At 58.1% G+C, this 21,735-nt stretch carries 18 protein-coding genes; 5 read left to right on the forward strand and 13 right to left on the reverse strand.

The window, feature by feature from the left end; translation table 11 throughout:
• Positions 1-3: 3 nt before the first annotated feature.
• From gntT to gntX, 3 genes are all read right to left on the reverse strand, one after another.
• Positions 4-1,320: a gluconate transporter gene (gntT, locus tag WFN61_RS17530; protein WP_144818029.1), complete on the reverse strand. Its 1,317-nt coding sequence runs from the start codon at positions 1,318-1,320 to the stop codon at positions 4-6.
• A 232-nt stretch (positions 1,321-1,552) separates the two neighbouring features.
• Positions 1,553-2,128, reverse strand: coding sequence for a Fe-S biogenesis protein NfuA (gene nfuA, locus WFN61_RS17535; protein ID WP_144818030.1), 576 nt, complete (start codon positions 2,126-2,128; stop codon positions 1,553-1,555).
• Between the two features lie 59 nt (positions 2,129-2,187).
• Positions 2,188-2,871: a DNA utilization protein GntX gene (gntX, locus tag WFN61_RS17540; RefSeq protein WP_257758702.1), complete on the reverse strand. Its 684-nt coding sequence runs from the start codon at positions 2,869-2,871 to the stop codon at positions 2,188-2,190.
• A gap of 37 nt (positions 2,872-2,908) precedes the next feature.
• On the opposite strand from gntX, the gene bioH reads away from it, so the two are divergent.
• Both bioH and WFN61_RS17550 read left to right on the forward strand, forming a co-directional pair.
• The gene (bioH, locus tag WFN61_RS17545) at positions 2,909-3,706 is read left to right on the forward strand and encodes a pimeloyl-ACP methyl ester esterase BioH (RefSeq protein ID WP_257758700.1); all 798 of its coding nucleotides are present in this window, start codon (positions 2,909-2,911) and stop codon (positions 3,704-3,706) included.
• 68 nt (positions 3,707-3,774) lie between these two features.
• A complete protein-coding gene (locus tag WFN61_RS17550) occupies positions 3,775-4,044 on the forward strand; it encodes a YdgH/BhsA/McbA-like domain containing protein (protein WP_144818033.1) in 270 nt (89 codons plus the stop codon).
• A gap of 53 nt (positions 4,045-4,097) precedes the next feature.
• Here the strand turns inward: WFN61_RS17550 and feoB are convergent, their stop codons facing one another.
• The 4 genes from feoB to greB all read right to left on the reverse strand — a co-directional run bounded on the left by feoB (position 4,098) and on the right by greB (position 9,882).
• A complete protein-coding gene (gene feoB, locus WFN61_RS17555; protein WP_337038994.1) occupies positions 4,098-6,467 on the reverse strand; it encodes a Fe(2+) transporter permease subunit FeoB in 2,370 nt (789 codons plus the stop codon).
• 28 nt (positions 6,468-6,495) lie between these two features.
• Positions 6,496-6,723 carry a ferrous iron transporter A gene (gene feoA / locus WFN61_RS17560; protein WP_144818086.1) on the reverse strand — a complete coding sequence of 76 codons (228 nt, stop codon included), beginning with the start codon at positions 6,721-6,723 and terminating at the stop codon, positions 6,496-6,498.
• A 261-nt stretch (positions 6,724-6,984) separates the two neighbouring features.
• On the reverse strand, positions 6,985-9,309 hold the full coding sequence (locus tag WFN61_RS17565) for a Tex family protein (RefSeq protein ID WP_337038995.1): 2,325 nt from the start codon (positions 9,307-9,309) through the stop codon (positions 6,985-6,987).
• Between the two features lie 93 nt (positions 9,310-9,402).
• Positions 9,403-9,882 (reverse strand): transcription elongation factor GreB, encoded by a 480-nt coding sequence (gene greB, locus WFN61_RS17570; RefSeq protein ID WP_222889357.1) that lies wholly within the window; start codon positions 9,880-9,882, stop codon positions 9,403-9,405.
• Between the two features lie 139 nt (positions 9,883-10,021).
• Between greB and ompR the strand changes: the two genes are divergently transcribed.
• Together ompR and envZ are read left to right on the forward strand one after the other, a co-directional pair.
• Positions 10,022-10,741 (forward strand): osmolarity response regulator transcription factor OmpR, encoded by a 720-nt coding sequence (ompR, locus tag WFN61_RS17575; protein ID WP_042393138.1) that lies wholly within the window; start codon positions 10,022-10,024, stop codon positions 10,739-10,741.
• Entirely contained in the window at positions 10,738-12,081 is a 1,344-nt protein-coding gene (envZ, locus tag WFN61_RS17580; protein WP_257758697.1) for a two-component system sensor histidine kinase EnvZ, read from the forward strand. The genes ompR and envZ overlap by 4 nt, the downstream gene beginning before the upstream one ends.
• Positions 12,082-12,120: 39 nt before the next feature.
• Here the strand turns inward: envZ and pckA are convergent, their stop codons facing one another.
• From pckA to WFN61_RS17605, 5 genes are all read right to left on the reverse strand, one after another.
• Positions 12,121-13,740 carry a phosphoenolpyruvate carboxykinase (ATP) gene (gene pckA / locus WFN61_RS17585; RefSeq protein WP_337038996.1) on the reverse strand — a complete coding sequence of 540 codons (1,620 nt, stop codon included), beginning with the start codon at positions 13,738-13,740 and terminating at the stop codon, positions 12,121-12,123.
• A gap of 337 nt (positions 13,741-14,077) precedes the next feature.
• On the reverse strand, positions 14,078-14,956 hold the full coding sequence (hslO, locus tag WFN61_RS17590; protein ID WP_144818039.1) for an Hsp33 family molecular chaperone HslO: 879 nt from the start codon (positions 14,954-14,956) through the stop codon (positions 14,078-14,080).
• Between the two features lie 24 nt (positions 14,957-14,980).
• The gene (gene hslR, locus WFN61_RS17595; RefSeq protein WP_144818040.1) at positions 14,981-15,382 is read right to left on the reverse strand and encodes a ribosome-associated heat shock protein Hsp15; all 402 of its coding nucleotides are present in this window, start codon (positions 15,380-15,382) and stop codon (positions 14,981-14,983) included.
• Positions 15,383-15,392: 10 nt separating this feature from the next.
• The gene (gene yrfG, locus WFN61_RS17600; protein WP_144818041.1) at positions 15,393-16,061 is read right to left on the reverse strand and encodes a GMP/IMP nucleotidase; all 669 of its coding nucleotides are present in this window, start codon (positions 16,059-16,061) and stop codon (positions 15,393-15,395) included.
• A gap of 62 nt (positions 16,062-16,123) precedes the next feature.
• Positions 16,124-18,271 carry an intracellular growth attenuator family protein gene (locus WFN61_RS17605; RefSeq protein WP_337038997.1) on the reverse strand — a complete coding sequence of 716 codons (2,148 nt, stop codon included), beginning with the start codon at positions 18,269-18,271 and terminating at the stop codon, positions 16,124-16,126.
• Between the two features lie 268 nt (positions 18,272-18,539).
• On the opposite strand from WFN61_RS17605, the gene nudE reads away from it, so the two are divergent.
• Positions 18,540-19,100, forward strand: coding sequence for an ADP compounds hydrolase NudE (nudE, locus tag WFN61_RS17610; RefSeq protein WP_042393123.1), 561 nt, complete (start codon positions 18,540-18,542; stop codon positions 19,098-19,100).
• A gap of 47 nt (positions 19,101-19,147) precedes the next feature.
• Here nudE and mrcA read toward each other — a convergent pair whose 3' ends face one another.
• Positions 19,148-21,700 (reverse strand): peptidoglycan glycosyltransferase/peptidoglycan DD-transpeptidase MrcA, encoded by a 2,553-nt coding sequence (gene mrcA, locus WFN61_RS17615; protein ID WP_257758694.1) that lies wholly within the window; start codon positions 21,698-21,700, stop codon positions 19,148-19,150.
• Between the last annotated feature and the right edge of the window lie 35 nt (positions 21,701-21,735).

Below are 21,735 nucleotides of genomic sequence, written 5' to 3' on the forward strand. Positions count from 1 at the left end.
CAATCAGATCACCATTCCCAGCAGCAGGCAGCCGATCAGGCCGCATACCGCAATAATGGTCTCCAGCGCTGACCATGACTTCATGGTCTCACCGATGCTCAGGTTGAAATACTCCTTGAACAGCCAGAACCCTGGATCGTTCACGTGGGAGAAGATCACGCTGCCGGAGCCGACGGCGATAACCATCAGCTCAGGGCTGACGCCGGTAGTGGCAATCAGCGGAGCCGCAATCCCGCCAGCGGTGATGGCCGCCACGGTAGCCGAGCCCAAGGCAATACGCAGCACGGCGGCAATTGACCACGCCATAAACAGCGGCGACAGGTTGGTGGAGTGCATCATCGCCGCGATGTATTTATCCACGCCGCTGTCTACCAGCACCTGCTTGAACGCACCGCCGCCGCCGATAATCAGCAGCATCATGGCGATGATTTTAATCGAGGAGGTGATGGTATCGGTGATCTGATCCATTGAGCGGCCACGGTTAAGGCCAAAGGTAAAGATGGCAATCAGCACGGCAATCAGCGTTGCCATCACCGGGTCGCCAAAGAACTCAGCGTAGGCAAGGATCGGGTGGCCTTTTGGCAGGATCATCTCTGCGACGGCGCGCCCGGCCATCAGGATCACCGGCACCAGCGAGGTCCAGACGCTGACGGCAAAGCTTGGCATCTCTGCTTCGGTAAAGGTTTTTGCGTTATAGAGGCCTTCCGGGATCGGCTTATCGATCTTCTTCAGGAAACGCGCATAGACCGGACCGGCCAGGATCACGGTCGGGATAGCCAGCAGCGTACCGTAGAGCAGGGTCTTGCCCATATCCGCGTGGAAGATGGTGGCGATGGCGGTCGGACCTGGGTGCGGCGGCAGGAAGCCATGGGTCACAGAGAGCGAGGCGGCCATCGGCACACCTACATAGAGCAGCGGCACGCGCGCTTTCGCCGCGATGGTGAACACCAGCGGCAGCAGCAGCACGAAGCCCACTTCATAAAACAGCGCAAAGCCGACGGTAAAACCGGTTAATACCACCGCCCACTGGATATATTTCTGACCAAACTTGTCAATCAGGGTCGTGGCGATCCGCTGGGCACCGCCGCAGTCCGCCAGCATCTTACCCAGCATGGCACCGAAGCCCATGATCAGCGCGAGGCTGCCGAGGGTACCGCCGACGCCTGCCTTAATGGAGGCGATAACTTTATCTACCGGCATTCCCTGCATCAGCCCAACGGCAAGCGCCACCAGGATCAATGCAATGAAGCCGTTTAATTTAAAGCGGATCATTAACAGAAGTAATAGAACAACACCGAGAGCAACGATGATAAGTGGCATGGTTTACCTGGCCTTTATGATGTTATGGGTAACGCTTATCTACAAAGTAACTGGCTTATTAAGTAGTTTTAACTGCACGGAGGGATGATACGGGTAACATGCAGGCGAATAGAATCACTTTGGGCGGGTAAATTTTAGAAGTGCGACGTGGGTCATATTATACAGCAGAGGCAAGAAGCCCGGTCAGCGAAGCGCCGCCGGGCATAGCAGGAGCAGACAGGACGAACGACGATCAGTAGTAGGAGTGTTCGCCGCGCTGGTGCTCGGTCAGATCGCGCACGCCTTTCAGCTCAGGGAACTCGTTCAGCAGCTGCTTCTCGATCCCCTCTTTCAGCGTGACGTCGACCATTGAACAGCCGTTACAGCCGCCGCCAAACTGCAGAATGGCATAGCCTTCGTCGGTGATCTCCATCAGCGTAACGCGGCCACCGTGACCAGCCAGCTGCGGGTTGATCTGCGACTGGAGCAGATACTCAACGCGCTCCATCAGCGGGGCATCGTCAGTCACCTTACGCATTTTGGCGTTAGGTGCCTTCAGCGTCAGCTGCGAGCCCAGCTGGTCGGTGACAAAATCGATCTCCGCATCTTCCAGATACGGTGCGCTCAGCTCGTCGACATACGCGGTCAGCAGCGAAAAGGGTAACGCGGTATCCGTTGCTTCCACTGCATCCGGCGGGCAGTAAGAGACGCCGCACTCGGCATTTGGCGTGCCTGGATTGATCACAAATACGCGGATTTGTGTTCCTTCTTCCTGATTTGCCAGCAGTTTGGCAAAGTGCGCCTGAGCTGCGTCGGAAATATGGATCATAGCAATGGCCTAAATAGTTGACTGTTTTACTCGGTTATAATACGCCCATCATCGCGCCTCTACAAGGTTCGACATAGGCACCATACCTGAACAGTCGCCGCGCCGCCCTGCAACAGCAGACGGGTGATCTCCGCAACGGTGCTGCCGGTAGTGACGACATCATCCACAATAGCCATATGGAGGCCGTCAAGCGGCAATTCAAGGCGGAAGGCATTTTTGAGATTGCTTCTTCGTCGGCGAGCGCTGAGAAAATGCTGGGTCAGGGCCGGGCGAACGCGGGTCAGGGTGTTGCTGGCGTAGCGGCAGTCCAGCCAGCGTGCCAGCGGCTGGCAGAGCAGATCGCTCTGATTAAAGCCCCGCTGCCACTGGCGATGCGAATAGAGTGGCACGCTAACGATGCGGTCCGGCAGCGCGAGCCGTGTGGTACGGCGGGCATTAATAATCGCCAGCAGCTGCAGCCGGGCCAGCGCCGCAGCCAGCTCCGGTCGACGGGAGAACTTCAGCTGGTGGATCAGCGTGCTCAGCGGCGGAGCGTAGGCGCTGACCGCCACCAGCCTCTGCCACGGCGGCGGCTTTTGCAGGCAGCGGCCGCAGGGCAGGGTTATGCTGGCGGCGGGCAGGCCGCACTGTGGGCATACGCTATCAGTGAGCTGAATCGTTCGACGGCAGACAGAGCAGATCCCTGAGCGGGGCAGGGCGAGCGGCATTCGGCATAGCCAGCACAAGCCTGGCGCTGTTAGCATACGTACCCTCCTGGACATGAGAAGAGAACAATAGCGGATGAACGACATCTGGTGGCAAACCAAAGGCGAAGGAAATTGTCATCTTGTGCTGCTGCACGGATGGGGACTGAATGCAGAGGTGTGGGATTGCATTACGGCGGAGCTGGCCTCGCACTTTACCCTGCACCTGGTGGATCTGCCAGGCTACGGTCGCAGCACCGGCTTTGGCGCGCTGACCCTGGCCGAGATGACGGAGATTGTATTGGCCCATGCGCCAAAAGAGGCGATCTGGCTTGGCTGGAGCCTCGGTGGGCTGGTGGCAAGCCAGGCGGCGTTAAGCGCTCCCGGTCGCGTGAGCGCCCTGGTCACGGTCGCCTCCTCTCCCTGCTTCAGCGCCGAAGGCGATTGGCCGGGCATTAAACCCGAGGTGCTGTCCGGCTTCCAGCAGCAGCTGAGCGATAACTTTCAGCGCACGGTAGAGCGTTTTCTGGCGCTGCAAACCCTGGGGACGGAAACTGCTCGGGACGATGCCCGTAAGCTGAAGCACGCCGTGCTGGCCCTGCCGATGCCGTCGGTAGAGGTGCTCAACGGCGGGCTGGAGATCCTGAAAACGGCCGATCTGCGCGCGCCGCTGACGCAGCTGACGCAGCCGTTCCTCCGTCTCTACGGGCGTCTTGACGGGCTGGTCCCGCGCAAAATCGTGCCGTGGCTGGACGCGCTGTGGCCGGAGAGCGAGTCGCAGGTATTTGCTAAGGCGGCGCATGCGCCCTTCATTTCGCACCCTGAGGCATTTTGTCAGAGGCTGGTGGAGTTTACGCAGCAGCTGGCGAAACGGCTGGGACAGACTAAAATTTAAACGTATTTATCTATTTGGCGTTCCAACAAAAAGCGTAATGGCATCCACTACCGTATGGAGTAAAGGCTATGAAACGTACAGCAGGTATCGTCGTATCTCTGGTTATTGGTGCACTCTCGTTTAGCGTGATGGCGGCGGAAGAGGTGCAGAAAGATAAGATTAAAGAGATGAATCTGACCAAAATCGGCACCGTCAGCACGTCGGATACGTCAGCACCAATGGACGCCCGGGCAGAGCTGGTGAAGAAAGCCGATGCGCTGGGCGGCAAGTACTATGTGATCACCAGCGGGGACAAAATCAGTAAAGACATTCGTGCCACGGCGGATGTCTACAAGTAATCTACGTCAGGCGGGCAGCGCGCCCGCCCTGTTCTTTAGCGCAGTATCTACTGTTAGTGCTGACAAGCCTTACCCTGCGGACAGTTTTTACATTTGCCGCTCAGATATCCCCCGGCTTCCTCTTCAATGCGTACGTCAATGGCCGCCGTTTTGCGCGTTGCCAGCAGATTGACGTCGACCCGACTTCTGGCCCGGCGCAGCCCACCCAGCAGCAGAACGTTAAACAGCACCACCGCCAGAATGCAGGTCAGACTGTAGCGCGGATGGGCGCTAAAGCTGGTGGCCTGGTAGAAGAGCGTTGCCAGCGAGTAGGCGATATTCAGCCCCCAAAGAATAGAGAAACCCATCCAGCCGCGGCTCGACTCTCTGGCGATCGCCCCCATTACCGAGATGCAGGGAATATAGAGCAGGACAAAAATCAGATAGCTGTACGCGGCGGCGGCGCTGCCAAATTTTTCGCCCATCACTCCCATGGTGCCGGTCGCCATCTCACCGTCGCCTTTACTGGCCTCAATGGGGTTAGCCAGCACGCTCAGGCTAAAGGTATCGACCAGGCTCTGCCCGGTCTCTTCCAGGGCACCGGTGAGTTCGTGCGTCAGGCTGAAGGTCGCTGGATCGAAGGCCTCCTGCTCAATGTTCTCGGCGGTATAGAGAGTGTTTAGCGTGCCAACCACCACCTCTTTTGCCATCGCACCGGTGAAGAGACCGACAGTAGCCTGCCAGTTATCCTCGTGGACGCCGATGGGCTTCAGCAGCGGGGTAAAGACCCGGCTGACGGCGGCCAGCGCCGAATCGTTGATGGTATTGGCCGCCGTCCCGCTCAGCGTAAAGCTGTTCAGGGCGCTCAGGAAGATGCTGACGATGACAATCACCTTCCCGGCGCGCAGCACAAAGCCCTTCAGCCGCTGCCAGGTCTGAATCGCCAGGCTCTTCAGATGGGGAACGTGGTAGACCGGTAGCTCCATTACAAAGGGCGATGCTTCGCCGCGCATAATGGTGTGCTTGAGCATCAGGCCGGTAAGGATCGCCATCACGATGCCGAGCAGGTAGAGAGAGAAGACCGCCAGCGCCCCCTCCTGGCCGAAAAAGGCAGCGGCAAACACGGCGAAGATGGCCAGCCGCGCCCCGCAGGACATAAAGGGTGCCATCATAATCGTCATCAAACGCTCGCGCGGCGCATCAAGGGTGCGCGCCCCCATCACCGACGGTACGTTGCAGCCGAAGCCGACGATCAGCGGCACAAAGGATTTACCCGGCAGGCCAAGGGACTGCATCAGGCGGTCCATCACAAAGGCCGCCCGCGCCATATAGCCTGAGTCCTCAAGGAAAGAGAGGAACAGGTACATCATGCCGATCTGCGGTACCAGCGGCAGTACGGTGTTGATCCCACCCCCAATCCCCTGGGCCAGGAAGATGGTCAGCCACTGCGGGAAGTGCAGGGTATAACCCAGCCACTGCGTACCATGAATAAATATAGCGACCGAACCGGCGTCGAAAATAGGCGACAGAGCGCCACCGATGTTGATGGCGAGCACGAACATAACGTACATCACCAGCAGAAAGATCGGCAGGCCCAGCACGCGGTTGATGATGATCCGGTCCATCGCGGCGGTAAAGCGGCTCGGTTCGGCGGTAAGGGTGTTGCTGACCGTGTCGCAAATGGCGGCGATGGTCTGGTAGCGGGCGTCGGCAATGTGCAAGGCCGGATCGGCCATCTCCTCACCCAGGCGCGTCAGCGACGCATCCAGCCTGTGGGCGGCGTCACCGGCATAGGCGCGGCTGTAGATATCACCCTCCAGCATCTGTAAACCCAGCCAGCGGCGCTGCTGAAGGGGCATATCGGCGGCCATCGCCTGCGCCAGCGTGTCAGCTTCACGCACCAGCGCCTGGGCGTAGTGAACCCGCTCGATATCGCTGTTGCGCTGATGACGGTCGATGGCCATTTTCAGCGCTTCAATGCCGCGTCCGCGCGTCGAGACCAGCGGGACTACCGGACAGCCAAGGCGCGTAGCAAGGGCGTCGATATCGATGCGGATCTGTTGCTTCTCGGCAATATCCAGCATGTTCAGCGCAACAATGCAGGGGATACCCAGCTCCAGCAGCTGTAGCGTCAGGTAGAGGTTACGCTCCAGGTTAGAGGCATCGACGACGTTAATCAGCATATCGGCGTCGCCGCTGAGAATATAGTGGCAGGCGATCTGCTCATCGAGGGAGGTTTGCGACGAGATAGTGGTCAACGAATAGGTGCCAGGCAGGTCGACCAGCGTCACCTGCGCATCGGTGGTGGTAAAGGAGCCCTCTTTGCGCTCGACGGTGACCCCCGCCCAGTTGCCTACGCGTTGGCGCGCGCCCGTGAGCTGATTAAAAAGGGTTGTCTTGCCGGAATTAGGATTACCAATAAGGCCAAGGGTTAATTTTTTCATAATAATAGACTCATTGCGTGGAGCGCCGTTAACGCGGCAGCGCTTCCACCTCTAATAACGCGAGATCTTTTTTGCGTAATACCAGGCTGACGCGCCGGGTTTGAATATGAATCGGATCGCCTAAGGGAGCGACCCGCACCACATTAAATGATGATCCGGGGAGCATGCCCAGAGAGAGCAGTTTTTGCCGGTAGGCCGGGCTAATTTCACGGGAAAACCCCACGATTTTCCACGCGCTGGCTGGCGAGAAGGACATAGGACCTACTAGATAAATGGTTAAATAATCAACAGGACAATGGTAATGATAATAGTTTTTATCATCAATCATTAAAATGTGTAGGAGTGTTGAATTAGGTAAGAATGACTATTTGTTTTGATTTAGCGCAATATTCCGCGTGGAGCTTTTAACAACGAGAATTAATTAATATACGTTGTAGCAACATCGGAGATTATATTTATTTACCGTTTGAATAAATTACCCCCTGCGCGATAAATTAACACGCAGGGGGTAAGGGGATCAGCGTTTTTTACCCATCGCCGCTGCTAGCGCGTCCATCATCGCGCTGTTACCTGAGGGTTGAGCCTCACGGCCGCGCGGCTTCGCCTGGCGGGCAGCAGGTTCACGCGGCGCGCTGTTGCTGTTGCCGCGACGGGCATTGCCTTCGCCCGGCTGCTCGTCCAGACGCATGGTCAGGGCGATACGCTTGCGGGGCAGGTCAACCTCCAGCACCTTCACTTTGACAATGTCGCCGGCTTTTACCACCGTATGAGGATCCTCAACGAACTTATTCGCCAAAGAAGAGATGTGCACCAGGCCATCCTGATGGACACCGATATCCACAAAGGCACCAAAGTTGGTGACGTTGGTGACCGCGCCCTCGAGGATCATTCCCGGCTGCAGGTCGTTCATGGTCTCAACGCCATCGGCAAAGGTGGCCGTTTTGAACTCGGGGCGCGGGTCGCGGCCGGGTTTTTCCAGCTCTTTGATGATGTCGGTTACCGTCGGCACGCCAAAGCGCTCGTCGGTAAAGTCAGACGCTTTCAGACCGCGTAGATTACTGCTGTTGCCCATCAGGTCGCGCAGAGAGTGCTCGGTCGCGGCCAGGATGCGCTCGACCACCGGGTAGGCTTCCGGGTGAACGGTGGAGGCATCCAGCGGGTTATCGCCGTGGTTAATACGCAAGAACCCTGCACACTGCTCAAAGGCTTTCGGCCCAAGACGGCTCACCTTCAGCAGCTGCTGGCGGTTGTGGAACTGACCGTTCTCGTCGCGCCATGCCACGATGTTCTGCGCCATCATGCGGGTCAGGCCCGCTACGCGGGTCAGCAGCGGCACGGAGGCGGTATTGAGATCGACGCCGACGGCGTTTACGCAGTCCTCTACCACCGCATCCAGCTTACGGGCTAGCTGGGTCTGGCTGACGTCATGCTGATACTGGCCGACGCCGATGGATTTCGGATCGATCTTCACCAGCTCCGCCAGCGGATCCTGCAGGCGACGGGCAATGGAGACCGCGCCACGCAGCGAAACGTCAAGACCGGGGAACTCCTGCGCCGCCAGTTCCGAGGCGGAGTAGACGGATGCCCCTGCTTCGCTGACGATCACCTTCTGGCCTTTCACCTGCGGGAACTGCTTCTGCACGTCGAGGTAAAAACGCTCGGTTTCGCGGGAGGCAGTACCGTTACCGATCGCCACCAGCTCCACGTTATGTTTTTCGCACAGCGCAGCCACGACGGCGGCGGCTTTCGCTGCCTGGCCGGTGTGGGGATAGATAGTATCGGTCGCCACCAGCTTGCCGGTGCCGTCAACAACTGCCACCTTCACGCCGGTACGCAGGCCGGGATCGAGACCCATGGTCGCGCGCAGCCCGGCAGGGGCCGCCATCAGCAGGTCGTGCAGGTTGCGGGCAAATACGTTAATGGCTTCATCTTCGGCGCGCTCGCGCACCGTGCCCATCAGCTCGGTCTCCAGATGCATCAGCACCTTGATGCGCCACGTCCAGCTCACCACGCCTTTACGCCAGCTGTCCGCCGGGGCGTTGTTCAGGCGCAGACCCAGATGATCGCTAATAATCTGCTCGCAGTGGCTCTCTTTCGGCGGCTCATCAAACTGCGGATCGGCATTCAGCGCCAGCTGGAGCACGCCTTCGTTGCGGCCGCGGAACATCGCCAGCGCGCGGTGGGACGGCACGTTGGCAATCGGCTCATGGTGATCGAAGTAGTCGCGGAACTTCGCGCCCTCTTCCTCTTTGCCAGCGACCACGGTCGACGTCAGGTGGGCGTTTTTCCACAGGTAGTCGCGCACCTTCGCCAGCAGGGCCGCATCCTCAGCAAAGCGCTCCATCAGGATGTAGCGCGCGCCGTCCAGCGCGGCTTTGCTGTCGGCCACGCCTTTATCGGCGTCAATAAACTTCTCCGCTTCGGTTTGCGGATCGTGCGACGGCGTGTTCCACAGCAGATCCGCCAGCGGCGCCAGGCCAGCTTCAATAGCGATCTGCCCGCGGGTACGGCGTTTCGGCTTGTAGGGCAGGTAGAGATCTTCGAGTTCGGTCTTGCTCAGCGTGCCGGTGATGGCCTTCGCCAGATCGTCAGTCAGTTTACCCTGATCGCCGATGGACTTCAGGATCGCCTGACGACGCTCCTCCAGCTCCCGCAGGTAGCCCAGGCGGGTCTCCAGGTTACGCAGTTGCGTATCATCCAGCCCGCCGGTGACTTCCTTACGATAACGTGCAATAAACGGCACGGTGTTCCCTTCATCAAGCAGGCGAACGGCAGCTTCTACCTGTTCGGCTCTGGCCTGAATATCACCCGCAATAATGCGGCAGAGCGAATCATTCATCATGGCTATTTCATCTAGTGGATCGAGTAGTGGATCGAAAATCAAGGGGATAGTTATACGGACTGGCTGGCAAAAATGCCAGCCGGAGAGGATGCTCTAAGACTCTTTAACGTAGGTGATTTCGTTGACGTACCAGCTTGCTTCGCCGCCCGGCGTCTGGACGACTGCCAGATCGCCGACCTCTTTCTTCAGCAGCGCACGGGCCATCGGGGAGTCGATAGAGATGTAGTCCTTACGGCCAAAAATTTCGTCGTAGCCCACGATGCGAAAGCGTTTGGTGTCGCCATCATCGTTTTCGATCTCAACCCACGCGCCAAAGAAGACTTTGCCCTCCTGCTGCGGGGAGTAATCAACAATTTTCAGGTTTTCCAGGCATTTCGTCAGGTATCTGACGCGACGGTCAATTTCCCGCAGGCGTTTTTTATTATACTGATAGTCAGCATTCTCGCTGCGGTCACCGAGGCTTGCCGCCCAGGTCACCTTTTTCGTGACTTCCGGGCGCTCCTGACGCCAGAGATAGTCCAGCTCCTGTTTAAGCTTGTCGTAACCTTCTCGGGTGATAAGTGGCGTTTTCATCCGGTTTCTGCCTTTAAGCTGCTGTTAAATATGCTTTGTAACAATTTCGACTAGAATGTATACCAGATTTAGCTGGTGGTCGGCGCACACTTTTTTAGAATACATACCTATATTATCCGAACCTTTGGGAGTACAAACAATGCAAGAGAATTATAAGATTCTGGTCGTCGATGACGATATGCGCCTGCGCGCACTGCTGGAACGTTATCTCACCGAGCAAGGCTTCCAGGTTCGCAGCGTAGCCAACGCAGAACAGATGGATCGCCTGCTTACCCGTGAATCCTTCCACCTGATGGTACTCGACCTGATGCTTCCCGGCGAGGATGGTTTGTCCATCTGCCGCCGTCTGCGTAGCCAGAGCAACCCGATGCCGATCATTATGGTGACGGCGAAAGGGGAAGAGGTTGACCGTATCGTGGGGCTGGAGATCGGCGCCGACGACTATATTCCGAAGCCGTTTAACCCCCGCGAGCTGCTGGCTCGCATTCGCGCGGTGCTGCGTCGCCAGGCCAACGAGCTCCCCGGCGCGCCGTCGCAGGATGAGGCCGTCATTCAGTTTGGCAAGTTTAAGCTTAACCTCGGCACCCGTGAAATGTTCCGCGAAGATGAGCCGATGCCGCTCACCAGCGGCGAGTTTGCGGTACTGAAGGCGCTGGTCAGCCATCCGCGTGAGCCCCTCTCCCGCGATAAGCTGATGAACCTGGCGCGCGGCCGCGAATACTCGGCCATGGAGCGCTCCATTGATGTGCAGATCTCCCGCCTGCGCCGCATGGTGGAAGAGGATCCGGCGCACCCGCGCTATATACAGACCGTTTGGGGTCTGGGCTACGTCTTTGTGCCGGACGGCTCTAAAGCATGAGGCGACTGCGCTTCTCGCCGCGAAGTTCATTTGCCCGCACGCTACTGCTGATTGTCACCCTGCTGTTTGTCAGCCTGGTGACAACCTATCTGGTGGTGCTGAACTTTGCGATCCTGCCCAGCCTGCAACAGTTTAATAAGGTGCTGGCGTACGAAGTCCGTATGCTGATGACCGACAAGCTGCAGCTGGAGGATGGCACGCAGTTGGTGGTGCCCCCGGCTTTTCGCCGGGAGATTTACCGCGAGCTGGGCATTTCGCTCTACTCGAACGAGGCGGCGGAAGATGCCGGTCTGCGCTGGGCGCAGCACTATGGTTTTTTAAGTCAGCAGATGGCGCAGCAGCTGGGCGGCCCAACGGAAGTCCGCGTTGAGGTAAACAAAAGCTCGCCGGTGGTGTGGCTGAAGACCTGGCTGTCGCCCAATATCTGGGTGCGGGTGCCCCTTACCGAGATCCATCAGGGCGACTTCTCGCCGCTGTTCCGCTACACCCTGGCGATTATGCTGCTGGCGATAGGCGGGGCGTGGCTCTTTATTCGTATTCAGAACCGGCCGCTGGTGGATCTTGAGCACGCGGCGCTGAAGGTGGGGAAAGGGCAGATCCCACCTCCGCTGCGCGAGTACGGCGCGTCGGAGGTGCGCTCCGTGACCCGGGCCTTCAATCAGATGGCGGCAGGGGTTAAACAGCTGGCCGATGACCGTACTCTGCTGATGGCGGGCGTCAGCCACGATCTGCGTACGCCGCTGACCCGTATCCGCCTGGCCACGGAGATGATGGGCGAGCAGGATGGCTACCTGGCGGAGTCGATCAACAAGGATATCGAAGAGTGTAACGCCATCATCGAACAGTTTATCGACTATTTGCGAACCGGCCAGGAGATGCCGATGGAGATAGCCGAGCTGAACGCGGTGCTGGGCGAAGTGGTGGCGGCAGAGAGCGGCTACGAGCGTGAAATTGACACAGCGCTCTATCCGCAGGAGATCTACCTGCGAATGCATCCGCTGTCGATTAAGCGTGCCATCGCCAATATGGTGGTGAACGCCGCCCGCTACGGCAACGGCTGGATCCGGGTCAGCAGCGGCTGCGAGGCGAACCGCGCCTGGTTCCAGGTCGAAGATGATGGGCCGGGTATTAAGCCGGAGCAGCGCAAGCACCTGTTCCAGCCCTTCGTGCGCGGCGACAGCGCCCGCAGCACCAGCGGCACCGGGCTGGGGCTGGCGATCGTGCAGCGTATCGTCGACAACCATAACGGCATGCTGGAACTGAGCACCAGCGAGCGCGGCGGCCTTTCAATCCGCGCCTGGTTCCCCGTTCCGGTCACGCGCGGCCAGAACGCTATGTAAAATGTAGGCCGGGTAAGCGCAGCGCCACCCGGCGTTTTACTACAATTTTGGTCCTGCGCTCACCAACGCCGCACCCGCTGGCGTATCGGTATACTTCTCAAAGTTCTCAATAAACAGCTTCGCTAGCGCGGTGGCTTTCTCCTGCCACTGCTCTGGGGAGGCGTAGGTATTACGCGGATCGAGGATCTGCGGATCGACGCCCGGCAGGCTGGTGGGGATCGCCAGATCAAATATTGGCAGCGTGAAGGTGTCAGCCTCATCAATAGATCCGTCGAGAATGGCGTCAATGATGGCCCGCGTATCCTTGATAGAGATGCGTTTCCCCGTGCCGTTCCAGCCGGTATTCACCAGATAAGCCTGCGCGCCTGCCGCCTGCATCCGTTTGACCAGCACCTCGGCATACTGCGTTGGGTGCAGAGAGAGGAACGCTGCGCCGAAGCAGGCAGAGAAGGTTGGAGTGGGCTCCGTCACGCCGCGCTCGGTGCCGGCCAGCTTGGCGGTAAAGCCGGAGAGGAAGTGATACTGGGTCTGGTTAGCGGTGAGGCGCGATACCGGAGGCAGCACGCCAAAGGCGTCGGCGGTCAGGAAAATAACCTTTGTAGCGTGGCCCGCTTTTGACACCGGCTTAACGATATTATCGATATGGTAGATAGGGTAGGAGACGCGGGTATTCTCGGTCTTGCTGCTGTCATCAAAATCGATAGTGCCGTCGTCGAGCACGGTAACGTTCTCCAGCAGCGCGTCGCGGCGGATAGCGTTATAGATATCCGGCTCTGCTTCACGAGAGAGCTTGATGGTTTTAGCGTAGCAGCCGCCTTCAAAGTTAAACACGCCGTCGTCATCCCAGCCGTGCTCGTCATCGCCAATCAGGCGGCGTTTAGGGTCGGTGGAGAGGGTGGTTTTGCCGGTGCCGGAGAGACCAAAGAACACCGCGACGTCGCCCGCTTCACCGACGTTCGCCGAGCAGTGCATAGAGGCAACGCCCTTGAGCGGCAGCAGGTAGTTCATAATCGAGAACATCCCCTTTTTCATTTCGCCGCCGTACCAGGTGCCACCGATAAGCTGAATGCGCTCGGTCAGGTTAAAGGCGACAAAATTCTCAGAGTGGAGACCCTGCGCCTTCCACTGTGGGTTAGTGCATTTTGCGCCGTTCATGACGATAAAGTCCGGCGTAAAGTCAGCCAGCTCCACCTCCGTCGGACGGATAAACATGTTCTTCACGAAGTGCGCCTGCCAGGCCACCTCGGTAATAAAACGCACGGCGAGGCGGGTATCGGCATTCGCACCGCAAAAGGCATCGATAATAAACAGCCGCTTGCCGGAGAGCTGTTGGGTCACCAGGCCTTTCAGCTGCAGCCACACTTCCGGAGAGAGCGGCTTGTTATCGTTTTTGCCTTTGCCTTTATCTGCCCACCATACGGTGTCGCGAGTCGTGTCATCGCGGACAATGTACTTATCTTTCGGCGAACGTCCGGTAAATATGCCGGTATCGACGGCGACAGCACCCGAGTTCGTCAGAACGCCCCGCTCATATCCTTCCAGGTCTGGACGGAGCTCTTCCTGATACAGCGTATCGTAGTCGGGGTTATAGACGATATCCTGAACATCATTGATACCATAAGCCATGAGATCTTGCGGGGTTAAACCATTAACGCGCATGTCACTGCTCCTTAGCCAATATGTATTGCCTGCGATTGTAGGGTTATTCTGTAGGGGTTAACCGCGACGAGGCTCATAGATTTAGGTATCCAGACAAGCCGTCGTTGGTGAAAAAGTGGTTACATCTACCCGCAAGCGAGACAAATTATGGCAGGATTCATCTCATGCATAGCGAAAATGCTTCACAAAGGGAAAATGCAGGTCAATTTATCGGTAAGATTGTGAGTGTAATCGCTTTCCGGTAACAAAATTACGTAAGGGTTTCAGAAAATGTTTGCTGCGGGAAAGAGGGATGAAGCAGCGCGCCGTCGGGCAGCGCGCTGAAAAGCGAGGAGGATTAGTGTACCTGCGGATCGGCAGGGGAGGCGTTATTGCGGATCTCGGCAATATCCATCGCGTTAAACAGATAGTGGCTGCCACAGTAGTCGCAGTGCATATCGATTTCACCTTCCTCTTCCAGGATGCTGTTGATCTCCTCATCCGGCAGGGTTTTTAGCGCCCCGGCGCAGCGTTCGCGGGAGCAGGTGCACTTGAACTCAACGTCCTGCGGATCGTAGAGCGTCACCTCTTCTTCGTGATAGAGACGCCACAGCACCTCGTTGGCTGGCAGAGTAAGCAGCTCTTCCGTTTTGATGGTGTCGGTCAGCGTCGTCAGGTGCTCGAAGTCATTAGAATCGGTATCCTGGGCTGGCAGCACCTGCAACAGCATGCCCCCTGCGGCTGGCTGGCCGTCGACCTCGCCGGTGCGGATGTAGAGGCGGGTCGGCAGCTGCTCTGAACGCATGAAGTAGTCCTCCAGGCAGGCTGCCAGCGTATCGCCTTCCAGGCCGACCACGCCCTGATAGCGCTCGCCCTCTTCCGGCGTAATCGTGATCACCAGATAGCCGTTGCCAACCAGCGCTTTCAGATCGGCATCGTCCGCGATCTCATCCTGAACGCGCGCTACACCGCGCAGCTGCTGTTTGTTATTGCCGTTGATCACCGCCAGGCTCATCGGGCCATCGCCCTGCAGCTGGACGGTAATGTCTCCGGCAAACTTCAGCGTGGCGGTCAGCAGGCTGGTCGCCACCAGCAGCTCCGCGAGGATATTTTTCACCGGCTGCGGGTAGCTATGGTTTTCAAGGATCTGTCGCAGGCTTTCGGATACCGTTACCAGCTCGCCACGAACAGCGTAGTTTTCAAACAGATAGCGGTGTAATTGGTCGTGTTGGGCCATAATTATCTCTCTGGAGGGCGACGACTACGCGTCATCACCGTATTTAAATTTCATCAGGTCGCGGCGCTCTTTTTTATCCGGGCGGCGCTCCGGGTGCGGCATCGTTAACGCGTTCAGCTTGCGGGCTACCGCCATCTTCTCGCGTTTTTCAATACTTTCAGCCGTCTCTTCATACAGCGCCACCGCCTCGCTTGCCGGACGGCGCTGCTCGGTGATGGCTTTTACCACCACCGTGCGTTCATCATTTCCCTGACGCAGCGTCAGAATGGCGTTCAGCTCAACGGTTTTCCCCGGCTTGCTGCGTTGCCCGTTGTAGTGCACCTTGCCACCCTCGATCATCTCGCGGGCCAGAGCACGGGTTTTGTAAAAGCGCGCCGCCCAGAGCCATTTGTCTAAGCGGACGTCTTGCGCGGGCTTCTCTTTCATCGCATCTCCTTCACTTCAGTGAGGGGATCAGGCGGCGATAGTCGTTGAGTCCGGGATGACGCTGATAGCGCTTCTCCACCAGCCCGGAGTCAGGGTTGGTGACGCCGAGGCAGTAACGAATACCGAATGCCGCCGCCGCATCCAGAATCGGCTCGCTGTCATCGATAAACAGCGTCTTCTCCGGGTTCAGACCGGTAGCTTCAACAACGGCCTGCCACAGTCGTTGATCCTCTTTCGGATAACCAAATGTGTGGGTAGAAAGTAATAAATCAAGGTGTGCGCCCAGTCCGGTATGCTCAAGCTTCACCGCCAGGTTGTGCGGATGGGCGTTAGTGAGCAAAATTCGGCGCTTGCCGCAGGCCTTCAGCGCATCCAGGAAGGGCACGGTATCTTCGCGCATAACGGCACGCGGGCCCTCGGCCGTGGTCATGGCACAAATATCAAGGCCAAGACGTTCGCTCCAGTAGTCCAGACAGTACCAGTTTAGCGTATGCTGCACGGCATGATACTCCGCCTGCATCTGCGTCTGTGCCTCGGATGGCGTCAGGCCGCGTGCAGCACTGAAGGTTTCCGGCACCAGCGTTTGCCAGAAATAGTTATCAAACGCCAGATCCAGCAGCGTGCCGTCCATATCCAGCAGCACGGTCTCTACGTCCTGCCAGTTGATATCAATATGCATGAGAGACTCCTGCGAGCGGATAAGCGCGACAGGGTAGCATACCCTGGCGCGCGCTGCTTTTATCAGATAAAGCGATCTGATGGGCTATCGGAGGCCTGCAGCAGCTGCGGGTTCAGGCAGCTATCGTAATACTCCTGAATATCGGCAAGGCGTGAGCGGTGACGCTGGTAGCGGCGTATCGCCTGAACGGCGTTATAGAGGGTGCAGAGGATCATCGCCAGCAGCAGCAGGGCAGTACCAATATAGCGCCATAGCCCGGCGCTGGATGGCATCCGATGCAGGCTGACATGCTTCGTTCCGTTGGCATCGGTATAGATATTGGTGACGATACCTTCGGCGCTAAACGGGGTCTGCATCAGCATTTGCGCCAGCCGCTGGAACTCGTTCCACTGCTCCTGCGGGGGATAGTCAGACAACGCGATGGGCGGCCACGGCTGATCCACCAGCTCGCTGCCTTCATCGCTGGCGATCACAAACCCGCCCGGTGCCGGGCTGTTAAGCGCCTGGGCGGCGCGTGAGGTTTCGCGCAGCAGGAAGGGGGCGGTCGAGGTGGTCACCAGGTTATCCAGCGATTCGGCGCTAACCGGACGCAGCAGCACGTTTACGCCGCTGAGCCTGCCCGCGCTGGCGCGTTTGGTCAGCGTCTCCCAGTCTTTGGTGTTGCCGAGGTTAACGAGCGCGTTCTTAAGCCGTGCGCATTCATCTTCGGCAGAGCAGAGGTCCTGGGTTTTCAGCACGATCTCGGCAAAATCATCTAACAGCACCATGCCCGACTTCTGAATCGCCGACCGTAGCGCGGCGCTGACGTGGGAATCCTCCTCGCTGGAGGGGTGCAGCTGGCGGTTCACCGCCTGAATCAGCGCGTTCGCTTTATTGACGGTATCGGATTCCGGCAGCGGCAGCGGCGGTGCGTCGTTCCAGATAATTTGTGAGCAGTCGAACGGTGAGAAAGGCGAGTTTTGCCGCCCGCGCCAGTTCTCCTGCATATGGATATTGCACATGCCGGTACCGTGGATGCTCAGGGTATCGCCTACCCGCAGCCCGGCCTGCTCCAGCTGGTTTACGCTGGTGGCCTCGACGGTCTGCGCGCCTTTCATCCATGACAGGGTGAATTTCACCGGCATATCCAGCGGCACCCAGATCAGCAGCAGAACCAGCACCACCAGCGCACCGAGGGAGATAATTGCGCTACGCAGCCAGTGCTGTAAGGGGAAGTTGATCGCTTCGTCATGCAGGGATAAAAACCGCCCCTGGCGCACGACGTGACGGTCGAGATAGATATCGATATCGGTCTGCTGACCCAGATCCTGAGTAACGTAGGGCTGCCAGTGGCGGGGATAGATCAGATCGATAATTCCCAACGAGATATTATTGATCTGCTCCTGGTTGTTCTCGCCAAACAGACCCCAGCGGCGGGGCGTGCCGCGCAGGCAGTGGATCTCACGCAGGGTATTCTTAGCTGGCGGGGCGAAGATCCCCCACAGCCCGGCGGCGAGCAGCATGACCGCGCCCCCGGCCATCCACGGTACAAAAACGTCCGGCGTGGCGAGGCAGAAATAGAACAGCAGGAATGAGGTCACAATCAAGAGCGCTTCACGCAGGCCATCAGGGCGGCTTAAGGCATACTCCTCCCGCGTCTCCTGACGGATATTCAGCAGCTCAATCTGTTCGCTCTCTTCCCCGCGAATTGAGGTCTGGGTTGTGGACGGCAGCTCCAGGGCGTAGCCGCGTGCTTCCTGAAGCGAGTCGCTCAGCGTATGGCCGTTGAGAGAGATCACCAGCGGCAGCGTATCGGTGCGGATAAGCTCAACCACGTTCTCGTCGGTAATATACTGCTCCCAGAACGGCGGCAGATGGACTTCAACCGAGTCGAGGAAGTAGCGCCACTTATTGAGATCGTCGCTGTTGATGCCGTAGCGCGTGATCGAGTGGGTGACGGAGAGCACCGTATTGCTTTGCGCATTCAGGGAGAGGGAGATCGGTGCAGCGGTGGCACCCGTCAGGCCAGGCGCCTGCTGAGTACGGGACAGCGTCTCGATATAGGATTCAACCGCGCTCCGCTCTTCCGGCGTGAGCTTACGGTTCGCCGCCCCGGCAAAATCCGGCAGGTACGGCAGACGGAAGCGACGGTGCGAACGTCGTCTGAAGAACCACCCTGCAAGGAGAGCGCAGGCCAGCATAGCAGCGATAAAAATCAAAATGGTGCTCATGCTTTTCCCATCTTACTTTTCTTACAGAGGTGTAGTCGGTGCACCTTGTTGGCGAAGCGAATAGTAGCAGCGCGCGATGGTAACAAAGCCGTGTCGTAGACCATATCAGCAAATTCTTAGTTTTATTTCAATCTCTTGACTTTCCTGGCTAAATGATTAATGCCCTACCTCTAAGTTGCACAAATGTAAATAAAAGGCAATTGCCGTTGCCGAAACCGTGCGGTTTGCCGCACAATGATGAAAGTTTTCACTCTAAAGACCCATCAGAATGAGCAAATCATTGCAAAAACCCACCATTCTTAACGTTGAAACGGTCGCTAAATCTCGCCTGTTTAACGTCGAAAGCGTGGACCTGGAATTTAGTAACGGCGTTCGCCGCGTGTATGAGCGTATGCGCCCCTCGACCCGTGAAGCCGTTATGATTGTCGCCATTGTCGATGAGCACGTGATGCTGATCCGTGAATATGCCGTCGGCATTGAATCCTACGAGCTAGGGTTCCCGAAAGGGCTTATTGACGCTGGCGAGAGCGTCTATGAGGCAGCGAACCGTGAGCTAAAAGAGGAGATCGGTTTTGGTGCTAACCAGCTGACCTTCCTGAAAAAGCTCAGCATGGCGCCCTCCTACTTTTCCAGCAAGATGAACATTGTGGTTGCGGAAGATCTCTATCCGGAGTCGCTGGAAGGGGATGAGCCAGAGCCGCTGCCGCAGGTGCGCTGGCCGCTGGCACATCTGATGGATCTGCTGGAAGACCCCGATTTCAACGAGGCCCGCAACGTGAGCGCGCTGTTTTTAGTGCGCGAATGGCTGAAAGGGCAGGGACGGCTGTAGCGTAACTCACGCCCGGCGGGAATAGCCCCGCCGGGCGTATTGGTCACCTAAAAGAGCTCGTGCGTCTCGCCGTTATCGATAAGGGTTGTCCCCACCTCATGCACCGCCTGCTGGGTTGGCTGCGTACCTTCAATGAAGTACTCCTGACGGCTGTTGCCACCGTTCGCTAACTGCCCGGTGCTGCGATCGATGTTCACCGTCACAATACCCGGCGGCGGCGTTAGCGGTGCTTCCGGCACGCCGTCCAGCACGCTTTTCATAAAGGCATCCCATGCTGGCTGGGCACTCTTCGCCCCGCCTTCATAGCCTGAGATCTGATCCTTAATCGCGCCGGAGGCGGTAGTCCGGCCCAGATCGCGACGGTGATCGTCAAAGCCAATCCATACCGAGGTCACGACGCCAGGACCGTAGCCGGAGAACCAGGCATCTTTCGAACTGTTGGTGGTGCCGGTTTTGCCGCCAATATCGTTACGCTTGAGATCGCGTCCGGCACGCCAGCCGGTACCCTGCCAGCCCGGTTCGCCAAAGATGTTGCTGTTCAGCGCGCTCTTAATCAGGAACGACAGCGGGGTGTTGATTACATGCGGCGCGTACTGCGGCGCACCGGTCTGCGCCACCAGCGCCTGGTTGGCCTGTTCAAGCTGCGGCATAGGCACGGTGAGGTTCTGCTGCTCTTGCGACACGGATACGTCCTCAACGTTGCTGTTCTCCAGCACGTTGGACTTCTGCGTCTCGCCGTAGATCACCGGAATATCACACTCCGCACAGGCGACCTTCGGCTGGGCTTCAAACAGTACCTTGCCCTGGTCATTTTCGATCTTGCTGATAAACCACGGGTCGATCAGGAAGCCACCGTTCGTCATGACTGCATAGCCGCGCGCCACCTGCAGTGGGGTGAAGGAGGCGGAGCCGAGCGCCAGCGACTCGGTGTGAACAATGTTCTGGGCCGGGAAACCGAAGCGTTGCAGGTACTCCGCAGCGTAATCGACGCCCATCGCCCGCATGGCCCGCACCATCACCACGTTTTTCGACTGGCCTAACCCCTGGCGCAGGCGAATAGGACCGGCATACTCTGGCGGCGAGTTTTTCGGTCGCCAGTCGGAGCCTGCGCCGGCATCCCAGCGTGAGATCGGCACGTCGTTAAGAATGCTCGCCAGCGTGAGCCCTTTGTCCATCGCCGCGGTGTAGAGGAATGGCTTGATGTTCGAGCCGACCTGGCGCAGCGCCTGAGTGGCGCGATTAAATTTGCTCTGGTTGAAATCGAAGCCGCCGACCAGGGCTATCACCGCTCCGTTCTGCGGGTTGATGGAGACCAGGGCCGAGTTCACGTCCGGCACCTGCGCCAGCCACCAGGCGTCGTTCACCTGGCGAACCCAAATCTGCTGTCCGGCCTGTACTGCATCGGTCACCCGGCGCGGCGTTGCGCCCTGAGCGGTATCCGAGCGGAAAGGGCGTGCCCAGCGTACGCCGTCCATGCGCAGCGACACTGACGTGCCGTCGGCCAGCATCGCCGTTGCTTCCTGGGCATTGGCCTGCATCACTACGGCAGGGAGCAGCGGTCCATAGGTCGGCAGCGCGCGCAGAGAGTCAGTGATTTTTTTGCTATCCCACGGGCTCTCGCCCAGTTTCCACAGCACGTTCGCCGGTCCGCGATAGCCGTGACGCATGTCGTAATCCATCACGTTGTCGCGTACCGCCTTCTGGGCCGCTTCCTGTGTTTTCCGCGTGATGGTGGTGTAGACCCGGTAGCCATCCTCATAGGCCTTCTCGCCGTAGCGCGACACCATATCCTGGCGCACCATCTCCGAGAGATAAGGGGAGGAGAAGGCGATCTCCGGGGCGTGATAGTTGGCATCAATGGCTTCACTGCGGGCGCTGTCGTACTGCGACTGGTTGATATAGCCTTCGCTCATCATACGCGCCAGCACCACGTTACGCCGCGAGGTCGCACGGTCGAGAGAGTAGAGCGGGTTGAAGGTTGAGGGTGCTTTTGGCAGCCCCGCAATCACCGCGATCTCGCTCAGGGTAAGCTGGTCCACAGACTTACCAAAATAGACCTGCGCCGCCGCGCCCACGCCGTAGGCGCGGTAGCCGAGGTAGATCTTGTTCAGGTAAAGCTCAAGGATCTCATCCTTGCTCATCATCTGCTCAATGCGGATCGCCAGGAAGACCTCTTTCAGCTTACGTATCAGGGTCTTTTCCGGACTGAGAAAGAAGTTACGCGCCAGCTGCTGCGTAATGGTACTCGCCCCCTGAGAGGCGTGGCCGGAGAAGAGCGCCACGCTGGCAGCACGGAAAATCCCCACCGGATCGACGCCGTGATGCTCATAAAAACGGCTGTCTTCAGTGGCAATAAAGGCTTTGACCATAACAGGTGGGATCTGATCCAGGGTCAGCGGAATGCGGCGCTTTTCGCCGTACTGCGCAATCAATTCGCCGTCGGCGGTATAAACCTGCATCGGAATTTGCAGCCGCACGTCTTTCAGCGTGGCGACGTCAGGCAGCTGTGGCTCAATAAATTTGTAGAGGCCATAAACCGAGCCTGCTCCCAGCAGAATGCAACAGACTGCAAGGATAAATAGATACTTTACGAACTTCACCGGAGATTTCCCATTTAGTTTTCTTTGGGCAGTTT

This window comes from Pseudescherichia sp. AS216 (assembly GCF_037152055.1).
Taxonomy (GTDB): domain Bacteria; phylum Pseudomonadota; class Gammaproteobacteria; order Enterobacterales; family Enterobacteriaceae; genus Pseudescherichia.